This window comes from Nocardiopsis trehalosi NBRC 14201, assembly GCF_001552555.1.
Lineage (GTDB): Bacteria > Actinomycetota > Actinomycetes > Streptosporangiales > Streptosporangiaceae > Nocardiopsis_B > Nocardiopsis_B trehalosi.
In genome coordinates, this window is record NZ_BCRK01000178.1 from 1 (window position 1) to 12,585 (window position 12,585).

Here is a 12,585-nt window from a genome sequence, read left to right on the forward strand (position 1 = left end):
GGGGGCCCGCCGACGGGCGGCGGGCCCCCGGAGGCGGGTCAGCCCTCCAGCATCTCGGTGACCAGGGCGGCGATGGGCGACCGCTCGGACCGGGTGAGGGTGATGTGCGAGAACAGCGGGTGGCCCTTGAGCTTCTCGACCACGGCGACGACGCCGTCGTAGCGCCCCACCCGGAGGTTGTCGCGCTGGGCCACGTCGTGGGTGAGCACCACGCGGGAGTTCTCGCCGAGCCGCGACAGCACGGTGAGCAGCACCCCGCGCTCCAGCGACTGGGCCTCGTCCACGATGACGAACGCGTCGTGCAGCGACCGGCCGCGGATGTGGGTGAGCGGCAGGACCTCCAGCATGCCGCGGTCGACGACCTCGTCGATGACGTCCTGCGTGGTCAGCGCCGAGAGGGTGTCGTGGACGGCCTGCGACCACGGCGACATCTTCTCGTTCTCGGTGCCGGGCAGGTAGCCGAGCTCCTGGCCGCCGACGGCGTAGAGCGGGCGGAACACCATGACCTTGCGGTGCAGGCCGCGCTCCAGGACGGCGTCGAGCCCGGCGCACAGGGCGAGCGCCGACTTGCCGGTGCCGGCCCGCCCGCCCAGCGACACGATGCCGACGTCGGGGTCGGTGAGCAGGTCGAGCGCGATGCGCTGCTCGGCGCTGCGCCCGTGCAGGCCGAACACCTCGCGGTCGCCCCGGACCACCTTCACCGACTTGTCGGGCAGTACCCGGCCCAGGGCCTTGCCCCGCTCCGACACCAGGACGAGCCCGGTGTGGCAGGGCAGGCCGCGGGCGGCCTCGATGTCGGCGGTGCCGTCCTCGAACAGGCGGGAGACGTCGCCGGCCGGGACCTCCAGTTCGGCCATGCCGGTCCAGCCGTGCTCGATGGCGAGTTCGGCGCGGTACTCGTCGGCGGCCAGGCCGATCGAGGACGCCTTGATGCGCATGGGGAGGTCTTTGCTGACCAGCACCACGTCGCCCTCGTCGTGCAGGTTGCGGGCGACCGTGAGGATGCGGGTGTCGTTGTCGCCGAGGCGGAAGCCCGCGGGGAGGACGGACGGGTCGCTGTGGTTCAGCTCCACGCGCAGCGTGCCGCCGTGGTCGTTGACCGGGACGTCCACGTCGAGGCTGCCGTACGCGACCCGGAGGTCGTCCAGCCTGCGCAGCGCCTCGCGGGCGAAGTACCCGAGTTCCGGATGGTGGCGCTTGCTCTCCAGCTCGGTGATGACCACGATCGGCAGCACCACCTCGTGCTCGGCGAACCTGGTGATCGCCATGGGGTCGGCCAGCAGGACGCTGGTGTCGAGCACGTAGGTGCGGCGGTCGGTCACCTCCCCGGGGGCGGCGGAGGTGTCGAGGTCGCGGCGGTGGGTCGAGGAACTAGCCACTCGTTCTCCCCTTGGGCACCGCGGGGGTGCCCCGTCTCACGGGAATCAACGGACCGGGACCGGCCCCGCACGGGGCCGGGACCGGCCCGCGTCACCATGAGCTCCTTCGTCGACCAGGACCTCAACAGCTCGGGGCCTCCCGAGTGGACGGATGCGCACCATCCACTGGTCTCGACGGTACCCGGCTCCCGGAAAAGAGCAAGACCCCCAGGTCGCTCGGCGGGTGAACACCCGGTTACGACCGTTTTCCTCCGTTCTGGGGCTGGAGAGCGCAGGGGATCAGGAGCCGAACCGCCGGTTCCGCGCGCCATAGGAGCGCACCGCCCGGAGGAAGTCCACCTTGCGGAAGGCAGGCCAGAAGACCTCGCAGAAGTAGAACTCCGAATGGGCGCTCTGCCAGAGCAGGAAGCCGGAGAGGCGCTGCTCCCCCGAGGTCCGGATGAGGAGATCGGGGTCGGGCTGGCCGCGGGTGTAGAGATGCTCGGCGATGTGCTCCAGGTCGAGGCGCTCGGCGAGTTCCTCGATACTGGTGCCCTTGGCCGCCTCGGCGTGGAGGAGCGACCGCACCGCATCAGCGATCTCACGCCTACCTCCATACCCGACCGCCACATTCACAATCAGCCCAGGGGCGCCGGATGTGGCCGCGGCAGCCTCTTTCAGGACGCGCGCGGTCGAATCGGGCAGGAGGTCGAGGGCGCCGACCGGGTTGACGCGCCAGCCCTCGCGGCGCAGCCGCTCGACGGTCTGCTCGATGATCTGCAGCAGCGGCTCCAGTTCCTCGGGCGGCCGCGACAGGTTGTCGGTCGACAGCAGCCAGAGCGTCACCACCTGGACCCCGACCTCGTCGCACCAGCCGAGCAGTTCGAAGATCTTGTCGGCGCCGGCCTGGTGGCCCTGCTCCACCCGGGCGAGGCCGCTGGTGCGGGCCCACCGGCGGTTGCCGTCGAGGATCACACCGACGTGGCGCGGGATCTCGTAGTCGCCGAGCTTCCGCTCGATCCGCCGCTCGTACAGCCAGTAAAGGGGGTCTCGGAGCCCCATGACGCTACCTTTCGCCGCCGTTGCCGGGGGGCGCGGTCGTGCGGCCGCGCCTCCCGCGTCACTGACATCGGCGCGGCGGCCGCACGGGCGTCCGCTGACGCCCAGGGTAGGCCGCACCGCCCCCTCACGTCACGGCCAGGGACCTGCGGACGTGCTTGCGCCCCTCGTGGATGCGGGACTTGACCGTGCCCAGCGCGAGGTCGAGCTCCGCGGCGATCTCGTTGTAATCCATCTGGCAGAGGTCGCGCAGCACCAGCGGGGCGACCAGGTTGGGCCGGTCGCGTTCGAGCTGGTCCAGGGCCTCCAGCAGGTCGATCCGAGACCCCGCGATGACGCTCGTCGTACGCGGGTCGCGCTGGTGGGGGATGCGGTCGGCCTCGGTCGGAAGCTCCGCCGAGCGTCGCTTCATCGACCGGTAGGTCTGCCGCGCCGAGTTCGACACCACCGTATACAGCCATGTGGTGAACAGCGAATCGCCCTTGAAGCCGCCGATGTTGCGCGCCACGCGCAGCAGCGCGTCCTGGCACGCCTCCTCGGCGTCCTGCCGGTAGGGCAGGAACCGGGCGCAGCGCCGCAGCACCTCCGGTTGGATGCGCCGGAGCAGGTCGTCCAGCGCGTCGGCGTCACCGCCGCGGGCCCGCCGCGCCAGGTCCTCCAGGGAGTCGTCGACCCGGGCGGCCGTCCGGCGGGGACCCGAGCCCTTGTCTTGGTTTCGCACGGCTGGTATCTCCCTGCTCTCGAAAAACTACTTTGTCGTATTACACGCCCATGCCCTATCACGAGGTTCACATCTTCGCGGCGGGCATGCGGAAAGAGGGGCGCACGAATGACCGGATCGGGATGGCCCATACGGGCCTGGCATGGCACGTTTTGCGGCAGCGCGCGCTGGTAAGGCATCAACCGTGGCACCTCCGGACGCGTTCGGCCGTTACCGCGTCATCCGGCACCTCGGGTCCGGGTCCTTCGCGACCGTCTGGCTGGCCCACGACGACCGGCTCGACACCCCGGTCGCGGTCAAGGTGCTCGCCGAGAACTGGACCCACCACCTGGACGTGCGCCACCGCTTCCTGGAGGAGGCGCGCATCCTCCGCCAGGCCGACTCCGCCTGGCTGATCCGGGTGCACGACATCGGGACCCTGCCCGACGACCGCCCCTACTTCGTCATGCCCTTCGCCGACCAGGGCAGTGTCGCCGACCTCATCGCCCAGGGGCCGCCGGCCCTGGACGAGGCGCTGCGGCTGCTGACCGAGATCGGCCAGGGGGTGACCGTCCTCCACCGCCACGGCACCATCCACCGCGACATCAAGCCCTCCAACGTGCTGCTCCAGTCGTCCCCGGTGGGGCAGCGGGTGCTGGTGGCGGACCTGGGGTTCGCCAAGCGCATCGACGGCGCGTCCGGGTTCACCGCCGCGGCGGGCACCCCCGGCTACATGTCGCCGGAGCAGAGCACCTCGGCCGGCGACATCGACGTGCGCGCCGACGTCTACGCCCTGGGCGCGGTCGCCTACGAGCTGATCACCGGGCGGCACCCGCCGCGTCCGCCGGTCCGGGTGCCGCCCGGGCGGCTGCGTCCGGGCGTGCCGGCCGCCCTGGACGACCTCGTGATGTCGGCGCTGGCGGTCGACCGGGCCGACCGGCCGCCCGACGCCAAGGCGTTCACCGACCGCATCCGCTCCATCCGGATGACCCCCGCGCTGCGCAGGGGCGCCCCGTGGTGGGCGCGCGGGCGGCCCGCGCGGCGGCGGGCCGCGGCGGGGACCGCCGCGCTGCTGGCGCTGCTGCTGGCCGCCACCGGTGCGGCGGGTCGGCCGGGGACGGCGCTGGTCGAGGTGCGCGACGAGCCGGGCGGCGTCCACCTGGCGGTGCCGCGCGCGTGGGCGCACGAGGTCCGCAACGGGTGGAGCGAACCCGCTGCGGGCGGCCGCCCTGTCGTCGGCCCCGGGCTGCTCGTCGCCACCGACGCCGACGCGTGGACCGATCCGCGCGCCCCGGTGGCGGGCGTGTTCGTCGCCCCGCTGCCCGAGGGGGCCGACCCGGCGGCGCTGGCGCCCGCCCCCGCGTGCCCGGGCGGCCGGCTGGAGCGGCGCGCCCTGTCCGGCGCGGGCGGCGACGGGCTGCTGTGGCGGTGGTCGGGCTGCCCCCGGTCGCGGTCCGTCACGGCGGCGGTCCTGGAGCGCGGCGGCGCCGCGCTGTACGTGGAGATCCGCCAGCCCGTCCCCCGGCCCGAACTCGCCGACCGCGTCCTCGGCGGCGTCCGGCCGGTCTAAGGGGGCCGCCGGGGAGGCGGGGGGGTACCGCGCTGCGCGGGCCCGATCGACGCGCGCCGCTCGGCGGGTTCCGGCCGGGCCGGAACCGCCGGTCGACGGGCGCCACGGCCGCGAGGCGGTGCGCCGCTACGGACGCCGTCGAACGGCCGGGTGGCGCTCGCGCCGCCGGACCGACCGGCGGAGCCGGACCCCACCCGGTCGGCGCACACGTACCCGGAAGCGGCGCGCCGCGCCGCCCGCCCGGGGCGGACGCGCCCCGGACGGCCGGGGCCGCGCGGCCCCGGGCGGCTCACCCGGTGGCGAGGCGGTCCCGCAGCTCCTCCGGGGTGCGGGCGGGCAGTGCGCACACGAAGTCGCGGCACACGTAGGCCGCCGGGCCGCCGTCCACCAGCGGGCGGTCGGCCAGTAGCGGGATGCCGCCGTCGGCGGTGCCGTCGCCGCGGGTGACCGCCGCGCCGAACGGGGCGGCGAGCAGCGCCGCGCGGTGCAGCTCTTCCGTCGCGGGGTCGTCCGCCGGGCCGACGACCGCGATCTCCGGCGGACCGGCGAGCACGGCCTCGGCCACCGCCATGCCCCACCCCGCGAACCGGGGCGCCTTGCGCGCCAGCGGCTCCACCGGCGCCAGCGCCGCCTCGGCGGCGGCGCGGTGCCGGTGCGACCCGGTGAGCCCGGCATAGGTGAGCAGCGCCCCGGCGGCCGCGAAGCGGCCCGAGGGGGTCGCGTTGTCGGTGGGGTCCTGCGGCCGGGTGAACAGCGCCTCGCCGTCGTCGGCGGTGTCGTAGAAGCCGCCCTCGCCGTCGCCGAACCGCTCCAGGACCGTGTCGAGCAGCTCTCCGGCGGTGCGCACCCACCCGGGTTCGCCGGTGACCGCGTGCAGCGCGAGGAGCCCCTCGGCGACGTCGCCGTAGTCCTCCAGCACCCCGGCGCTCGGGCCGGCCGCGCCGTCGCGCGACGTCCGCAGCAGCCGGCCCCCGTTCACGTGGACCCGGACGAGGAGGTCGGCGGCGGCGCGGGCGAGGTCGACCAGGTCGGGCCGGTCGAGCAGCGCCCCGGCCTCGGCCAGCCCGGCCACGGCCAGGCCGTTCCAGGCGGCCACCACCTTGTCGTCGCGGGCGGGCGGGACCCGCCGCGCGCGGGCCGCGCGCAGGGCCGCGCGGACGCGGGCCAGGCGGTCGGGGTCGTCGGGGTCGGCGGGCCGCCGCAGGACCGACGCGCCGTGCTCGAAGGTGCCCTCGGCGGTGACGCCGAACACGCGGGCCGCCCACGCGCCGTCGTCGGCCCCCAGCGCCTCGGTCAGCTGGTCGGGCGTCCAGACGTAGTAGCGGCCCTCCTCGCCCTCGCTGTCGGCGTCCAGGGCGGAGGCGAACCCGCCCTCCGGGGTGCGCAGGTCGGCCGCCATCCAGTCGGCGGTCTCCAGCGCCACCCGCCGGGCGAGGGGGTCGCCCGTGGCCCGCCACAGGCGGGTGTAGGCGCGCAGCAGGAGGGCGTTGTCGTAGAGCATCTTCTCGAAGTGCGGCACGACCCAGCGGGCGTCGACGGAGTAGCGGGCGAAGCCGCCGGCGATCTGGTCGTAGATCCCGCCCCGCGCCATGGCCTCGGCGGTGCCCTCGGCCATCGCCCGCGAGCGCGGGTCGCCGGTGCGGGCGTGCTGGGCGAGCAGGAAGGACAGCAGCATGGACGGCGGGAACTTCGGGGCGCCGCCGAACCCGCCGTTCGCGCCGTCGTAGTCGGCGGCCAGCCCGGTGGCGGCGGCGTCGAGCGCGTCGGCGCCGGGGGCGGCGCCCCGGCCCAGCGTGCGCGGCCCGGCGAGCGCCTCGACGACCCGGCGTCCCTGCTCCACCACGCCCTCGCGCTCCTGCTCCCATGCGCGGGCCACGCCCATCAGCAGGCGCTGGAAGTGGTCGCGCGGGAAGTAGGTGCCGCAGTAGAACGGGGCGCCGTCGGGGGTGAGGAACACGGTCATGGGCCAGCCGCCCTGGCCGGTCATGGCCTGGGTGGCCTCCATGTAGACCGCGTCGACGTCGGGCCGCTCCTCGCGGTCGACCTTGACGTTGACGAACGCGGCGTTCATCAGCTCGGCGGTCGCGGGGTCCTCGAAGGACTCGTGTGCCATGACGTGGCACCAGTGGCACGCGGCGTAGCCCACGGACAGCAGCACCGGCACCCCGCGGCGACGCGCCTCGGCGAAGGCGGGGTCGCCCCACGGGTACCAGTCGACGGGGTTGCCGGCGTGCTGGAGCAGATAGGGGCTGGTGGCGTCGGCGAGACGGTTGGCCATACGCCCACTCTGCCCGAGCACGCCGGTCCCGACACGCGCGCGGGTGGGGAAGGGGGACGGGACGGGGGTCAGGAGTCCCCGGCGGGGCTCCCCTTGGCGGCGGGCTCCGCCGCCTCGGCGGGGGCGGGGCCCTCGTCGAAGTCGACGCTGCCGAGCTGCTTGCGCATGTTCTTCATCAGCAGGTACAGGGCGAAGCCGACGAGGGCCACCACGATGAACCCGAGGACCCCGGGGGTGATGGTGTCCGTGGAGATCTCGGCGTCGGCGAGGACGAGCGCGGCGTTCATACCGCTCATGTTCTCACCGACTCGCTGACGCCCGCGAAGAGGTCGTCCTCGGGCAGGTCGGTGTCGACCAGGGACCGCGCCAGGTGGTAGTCCTCGTAGGGCCACGCCTCGCGCTGGATGTCCATGGGGACGGCGAACCAGAACCCGTTCGGGTCGATCTGGGTGGCGTGCGCGATGAGCGCGCGGTCGCGGGTCTCGAAGTGCTCGTCGCAGCGGATGCGCGTGGTGATCTCCCACTGCGGGAAGTCGCGGTCCTTCATGCGGTCCATCCACTCCGCGAAGGGGTTCTCCAGGCCGCGCTCCTTGAGCAGCGCGGCGATGCGCTCGAACCGCTCGCGGGGGAAGGACACGTGGTAGTAGAGCTTGAGGGGCTGCCACGGGTCGCCGGTGCCGGGGTAGCGCTCGGGGTCGCCGGCCGCGTCGAACGCCTCGACCGAGACCTTGTGGGTCATGATGTGGTCGGGGTGGGGGTAGCCGCCCTGCTCGTCGTAGGTGAGGATGACGTGCGGGCGGAAGGTGCGCACCGACCGCACCAGCGGTTCGGCCGCCACCTCCAGGGGCTGCAGGGCGAAGCAGCCCTCGGGCAGCGGGGGCAGCGGGTCGCCCTCGGGCAGGCCGGAGTCGATGAACCCGGAGAACTCCTGGTGGACGCCAAGGATCTCGCGGGCCGCCGCCATCTCCTTGCGGCGGACCTCGCCGATGTTCTCGCGGATCTCGGGACGGTCCATGGCGGGGTTGAGGATCGAGCCGGCCTCGCCGCCGGTGAGAGTGACGACGAGGACCTCGGCGCCCTCGTGGACGTAGCGGACCATGGTGGCCGCGCCCTTGCTGGACTCGTCGTCGGGGTGGGCATGGACGGCCATCAGCCGCAGACGCTCGGACAACGGACAGATCCCCTTGGCTAGTCGCGGACGTGCGGACGACCGCTCCGAACAGGTGGAGTCGCGCGCCGCCGACCTCGGAGAAGGGCACGAGGCGGGGGTGGAACAGCGGCTACTCAGGACGGAGCTATCTTAGACAACACAGACCCCACGTTCGGAGATTCCCGTATGCCCGAGAGCCCTGCCGACCCCGCGCCCGGCACCGCCGAGCAGCAGCCGGGCGGCGCGCAGCGCCGCTACGGGAACCGCCCCGTGATCTTCGTGATCGGGGTCGTGGCCGCCGGCGTCTTCACCCTGGGGTGGGGGTCGGCGCTGCTCAGCTACGGCGGCGGGGGCGGGGTCTCCATGCAGACCATCGCCTGGCAGGTCGAGTCGGCCGAGGAGGCCGACATCACCTTCCAGGTGAACAGCCGCGAGCCCGTGGTGTGTGTGGTGACCGCCACCGACGCCCGGCACGTCGAGGTCGGCCAGACCAGCGTCGAGGTCGAGGCCGGTGTCCGCGACGTCACCGCCACCGTCGACACGATTCGTGAGGCTTCGGCGGTACAAGTGGCCTCGTGCAGGGAACAAGGTTCGACAAAGTAGTCCGCAGTCGTCCGCACCCTGCCGACCGGGCCCCGAGGGCCCGTTCCCAGCCCGTACCGCACCGCTCCACCCACGGCGCGTCCAGCCGCCGCCCCGCCGCTCCGCGCCGCGCCCTGAGGGCGTCGGGCCTGGAGAGGCCGGGTTTTCGGCCCGGACCGCCCTGAGGGCGCGGTGCTAATCTCGTAAGTTCATCCGCGGCCGGATCAGTGGCCGCGGTCACTCGACGCACCTAGGGAGTTCCCGTGACCGAGACCCGCGATGACAACGTCACCTGGCTGACCCAGGAGGCGTATGACCGGCTCAAGGCGGAGCTGGAGCACCTTTCCGGGCCTGGTCGCATCGAGATCGCCGAGAAGATCGAGGCCGCGCGCGAGGAGGGCGACCTCAAGGAGAACGGCGGCTACCACGCCGCCAAGGAGGAGCAGGGCAAGATCGAGGCCCGCATCGTCCAGCTCAACAGCATCCTGCGCAACGCCCGGGTGGGCGAGGCCCCGCGCAAGCCGGGCGTCGTCGGCCCCGGCATGACGGTGACGATCAAGTTCGAGGGCGACGACGAGGAGGTCACCTTCCTGCTGGCCTCCCGCGAGGAGAGCGGCGCGCCCATCGACGTGTACTCCCCGCGCTCGCCCCTCGGCAGCGCCATCAACGGCAAGAAGATCGGCGAGTCCGCCAGCTACACGCTCCCCAACGGGCGCAGCCTGGCGGTCGAGATCATCGAAGCCGTCCCCTACGGCGGGGACTGAGCCTCCCGGACGCGACGCGGAAGGGGTGGCCACGGCCACCCCTTCCGCGTTGTGCGGTCCTCCGGCACTGGACCCGCGGGGCGCGGACCGCCACAATGGCGGCGCCGCGCCCCGCTGGCGCGCTCCGCCGTCCCGCTCCCCCGGACTCTGAGGACGCCCCCGTGTACGACCCCGGTTCCGCCCCGCACCGCCCCGCCGCCGGACCCGTGCCCCCCGCTCCGGGCGGGGCCCCCGCGGGCGCCCCGGCGACGCCCGCCCCCTTCTCCCCCGGGCTCGGTGCCCCCGGGGGCGCCGCTCCCCCGTTCGGCGCCGGGCCGTTCGGCGCGCCGCCCCCCGCCGCGCACGGCCGCCCCGCCCCCGGCACGCCCCTCGCCCTGGGGCCGCGGTTCGGCGCGCTGCTGGTCGACGTCGTCGTCTACAACGCGATCGTGGTCGTGGTGTACGTCGTCGGCATGCTGCTGTCGACGTTCACCGGCCTCGCCGTCGACTACGAGGCGATGAACGGCGGCGGCGCCCCGCCGACGGCGTTCATGGTCGGCGCGATCACCACCATCACTCTGGCGTTCACCGCCGCGTGGTGCTACGTCTGGCTCACCCACGCCCTGGGCGGCCGGTCACTGGGCAAGCTCCTCATCGGCGCGCGGGTCGTGTCCACCGACACCGGCCGGCCGCCCGGCAAGGGGCGGGCGGCGGCGCGGGCCGCGGTGCAGGTGCTCCTCGGCTACACCCTCCTGGGCGCCCTCATCGACCTGGCGTTCGCCGCGCGCGACCCCCGGCACCGCTCCCTGCACGACCGGGCGGCCCGCACTGTGGTCGTCCACCACCGCTGACCCCCGCCCACCGCCCCCGCCCTTCCGAGAGAGCCCCATGACCTCCCCCGCGCCCGGCCCCGGTGCCGCACCCGCCGCCTCCTACTTCGGCCCCACGGCCGGCTACGCCTCGTGGGGACGCCGGGTCGCCGCCACGATCCTCGACACCGCCGTCCTCGTCGTGCTCTACCTGCTGGTCATGGGCTGCGGGACGGCGCTGAGCGCGCTCGTCGCCCGGCTCGCCGACCCGGAGCGCTTCGCCGACGGCACCATGCCCCCGATCATGGTCGTCGGCATGGCCCTGAGCCTGCTCGCCTCGCTGGTGGGGATGTTCTGCTACCGCTGGCTGCTGCACGCCCGCTCCGGCCAGACCCTGGCCAAGCGGTGGCTCGGCATCCGGGTGGTGGACGCCGATACGGGCCGGCCGCCCACGCGGACCGCGTCGTTCCTGCGCGAGGTCGTGTACGTCGTCACGTCGCAGTGCTGCTTCCTGATCACGCTGGTCGACGTGCTGTGGCCGCTGTGGGACGAGCGCGCGCAGACCCTGCACGACAAGGCCGGCGGCACGGTGGTCATCACCGCGTGACCGCCCGGCCCGCCCCGCCCGGCCGACCGATTCGGTGGACGGCGCCCGCGATGGGATGATCTGCGGGTGACACCCCCCTGGTACCCCCCGCCGCCCTCCGCGCGCCCCGGCCCGGGCGCCGTGCGCCCCGCGTCGTTCGGCGCCCGCTTCGCGGCGCGGGTCATCGACTACACGCTGCTGGCGATCCTGTCGTTCGTGTTCTTCATCGCGGCGAGCTTCATCGCGTCCGCCGCCAACCCGGCGGGCTTCCACGCCGATCTGTCGGACCCCTACTACGACGCCTGGGCGTACCTGGTGTTCTTCGGGTGGGGCGTCACCCTGTTCTTCTACGACTGGCTGTTCCACGTCGGCACGGGCCGCACCGTGGGCAAGATGGTGCTGTCGCTGCGCGTGGTCCGCACGGCCGACGGCGGCCCGCTCACCCAGGGGCAGGCGATCGGGCGCGCGGCGCTGTTCGGGCTGCCGCAGACCGTGTGCTGCATCGGCCAGGCCTTCACCCTGGTCGACTGCCTCGCCGGGCTCAGCGAGGACGGCGGGCGCGTGGGCGCCACCCTGCACGACCGCGCGTCGCGCACCACGGTCGTCCGAACCTGAGGCCCCGGCGGGCCCACCGCACACGGGCACGATCTTGGGTCCGAGGGCCCACGACACCCGGCACGCCGCGGGCATACCTTACGTGCGCCCGCCCCCGCGCGCCCGCGCCCGCACCCGCGGCGGCGGCCCCCGTGCCCGGCGCTCGGCCGCACGGCTCCTCCCCCCCACCCCCTGGAAGCCGCCTTCCCATGCCCTGTCCGTACCGTGTTCCCCGTTCCGCCGCCGACCGCGGCGCGGGCTACCCCGAGTACGCGCTGACGATCCTGCTCGTGGCCGCCGTGCTGGCCGGCCTGATCGGCTCGGGGGTGTCCGCCCGCGTGTCCGACGGCATCGCCGACGCGGTCTGCGCCGTCGGTGCGGCCGGCCGGGGCGACCCCGACTGCACCGAGGGCGGCGACGCCACCGGCGGCGGGGGCCGGCCCCTGGCCGCCGGAGACCCCACCGGGGCGGGCTGGCTGGTCCCGCTGGAGGACCTGCCCGCCGCCCCGCCGCCGCCGGAGCGGCGGGGCGCCCTCGGCCAGTGGGAGCCGGGCGCGGACGAGGAGTGGCTCACCTTCCAGGACCGCGGCGCCTACACCTGGGACTGCGGGGCGGCCGCCGACCTCGCGTGCAAGATCGGCGGCGGGTTCGCCCAAGGCGGCCGCGACCTCTGGGACGGCGCCGCCGCGGGCCTGTGCCTGCTGCACGTGTGCTCCCGCGCCGGCTTCCGGGAGGGCTGGTGGTCGGTCGGGCAGGCCGCCCGGGAGGACCCCCTCACCACGGCCGGGCGGGTGTGGGACGGCTTCACCGACCCGCTCCGGGAGAACTGGCGCGCGGGCGGACCCGTCAAGACCATCGCCTACGCCCTGCCCGCCGCCCTCGGCGGGGCGCTCCGCGCGTTCACGCTCGTCGGCCGCGGCCTGCCCGACCCGCCCACGGCCGACGACGTGCGCGCCGACCTGGCCGACGCCCGGGCCGCCTCCGAGCGCGGCGACATCGGGGCCGCCGACGAGGCGATCGCGGCGGCCGAGGAGAAGCTCGACGCCCTCGGCGCGTGCGCCGAGCACGCCGGCTGCCCGGTCGCGGCCCCGGCCCGCCCGGGCGGCCCCGGCGCCCCGATGACCGCCGCCCCCGTGGCCGCCGGGCCGCTGCCGCT

General features: G+C 74.7%; 12 protein-coding genes and 1 pseudogene. 7 read left to right on the forward strand and 6 right to left on the reverse strand.

Features of this window, described 5'->3' with window-relative positions:
• Nucleotides 1-38: 38 nt before the first annotated feature.
• The 3 genes from NT8_RS23075 to NT8_RS23085 all read right to left on the reverse strand — a co-directional run bounded on the left by NT8_RS23075 (nucleotide 39) and on the right by NT8_RS23085 (nucleotide 3,138).
• Complete coding sequence (locus NT8_RS23075; protein ID WP_067973593.1) at nucleotides 39-1,301, reverse strand: PhoH family protein; 1,263 nt, start codon at nucleotides 1,299-1,301, stop codon at nucleotides 39-41.
• A gap of 357 nt (nucleotides 1,302-1,658) precedes the next feature.
• A complete protein-coding gene (locus NT8_RS23080; protein ID WP_067973562.1) occupies nucleotides 1,659-2,420 on the reverse strand; it encodes an isoprenyl transferase in 762 nt (253 codons plus the stop codon).
• Between the two features lie 124 nt (nucleotides 2,421-2,544).
• Nucleotides 2,545-3,138 carry an RNA polymerase sigma factor gene (locus tag NT8_RS23085; RefSeq protein ID WP_067973564.1) on the reverse strand — a complete coding sequence of 198 codons (594 nt, stop codon included), beginning with the start codon at nucleotides 3,136-3,138 and terminating at the stop codon, nucleotides 2,545-2,547.
• 184 nt (nucleotides 3,139-3,322) lie between these two features.
• On the opposite strand from NT8_RS23085, the gene NT8_RS23090 reads away from it, so the two are divergent.
• A complete protein-coding gene (locus tag NT8_RS23090) occupies nucleotides 3,323-4,687 on the forward strand; it encodes a serine/threonine-protein kinase (RefSeq protein WP_067973567.1) in 1,365 nt (454 codons plus the stop codon).
• 289 nt (nucleotides 4,688-4,976) lie between these two features.
• Here the strand turns inward: NT8_RS23090 and NT8_RS23095 are convergent, their stop codons facing one another.
• The 3 genes from NT8_RS23095 to mca all read right to left on the reverse strand — a co-directional run bounded on the left by NT8_RS23095 (nucleotide 4,977) and on the right by mca (nucleotide 8,136).
• A complete protein-coding gene (locus NT8_RS23095) occupies nucleotides 4,977-6,965 on the reverse strand; it encodes a thioredoxin domain-containing protein (RefSeq protein ID WP_067973570.1) in 1,989 nt (662 codons plus the stop codon).
• 68 nt (nucleotides 6,966-7,033) lie between these two features.
• Nucleotides 7,034-7,261: a hypothetical protein gene (locus NT8_RS23100; RefSeq protein WP_217999291.1), complete on the reverse strand. Its 228-nt coding sequence runs from the start codon at nucleotides 7,259-7,261 to the stop codon at nucleotides 7,034-7,036.
• The gene (gene mca, locus NT8_RS23105; RefSeq protein ID WP_067973575.1) at nucleotides 7,258-8,136 is read right to left on the reverse strand and encodes a mycothiol conjugate amidase Mca; all 879 of its coding nucleotides are present in this window, start codon (nucleotides 8,134-8,136) and stop codon (nucleotides 7,258-7,260) included. The genes NT8_RS23100 and mca overlap by 4 nt, the downstream gene beginning before the upstream one ends.
• Nucleotides 8,137-8,301: 165 nt before the next feature.
• Between mca and NT8_RS23110 the strand changes: the two genes are divergently transcribed.
• From NT8_RS23110 to NT8_RS23135, 6 genes and pseudogenes are all read left to right on the forward strand, one after another.
• Nucleotides 8,302-8,718, forward strand: a complete 417-nt coding sequence (locus NT8_RS23110; protein WP_067973579.1) for a DUF4307 domain-containing protein — start codon at nucleotides 8,302-8,304, stop codon at nucleotides 8,716-8,718.
• A 242-nt stretch (nucleotides 8,719-8,960) separates the two neighbouring features.
• The gene (greA, locus tag NT8_RS23115) at nucleotides 8,961-9,461 is read left to right on the forward strand and encodes a transcription elongation factor GreA (RefSeq protein WP_067973581.1); all 501 of its coding nucleotides are present in this window, start codon (nucleotides 8,961-8,963) and stop codon (nucleotides 9,459-9,461) included.
• A 161-nt stretch (nucleotides 9,462-9,622) separates the two neighbouring features.
• Entirely contained in the window at nucleotides 9,623-10,291 is a 669-nt protein-coding gene (locus NT8_RS31365) for an RDD family protein (RefSeq protein WP_067973584.1), read from the forward strand.
• A 37-nt stretch (nucleotides 10,292-10,328) separates the two neighbouring features.
• Nucleotides 10,329-10,856 carry an RDD family protein gene (locus NT8_RS23125; RefSeq protein WP_067973588.1) on the forward strand — a complete coding sequence of 176 codons (528 nt, stop codon included), beginning with the start codon at nucleotides 10,329-10,331 and terminating at the stop codon, nucleotides 10,854-10,856.
• Nucleotides 10,857-10,922: 66 nt separating this feature from the next.
• Entirely contained in the window at nucleotides 10,923-11,450 is a 528-nt protein-coding gene (locus NT8_RS23130; RefSeq protein ID WP_067973590.1) for an RDD family protein, read from the forward strand.
• Between the two features lie 188 nt (nucleotides 11,451-11,638).
• Nucleotides 11,639-12,585: pseudogene (locus tag NT8_RS23135) on the forward strand (hypothetical protein); the annotation flags it as partial.

Coding starts and splice junctions, on each gene's coding strand:
- NT8_RS23080 (WP_067973562.1), bottom strand. CDS start 2,420: ATGGGGCTCCGAGACCCCCTTTACTGGCTGTACGAGCGGCGGATCGAG.
- NT8_RS23095 (WP_067973570.1), bottom strand. CDS start 6,965: ATGGCCAACCGTCTCGCCGACGCCACCAGCCCCTATCTGCTCCAGCAC.
- NT8_RS23100 (WP_217999291.1), bottom strand. CDS start 7,261: ATGAGCGGTATGAACGCCGCGCTCGTCCTCGCCGACGCCGAGATCTCC.
- NT8_RS23110 (WP_067973579.1), top strand. CDS start 8,302: ATGCCCGAGAGCCCTGCCGACCCCGCGCCCGGCACCGCCGAGCAGCAG.
- NT8_RS23125 (WP_067973588.1), top strand. CDS start 10,329: ATGACCTCCCCCGCGCCCGGCCCCGGTGCCGCACCCGCCGCCTCCTAC.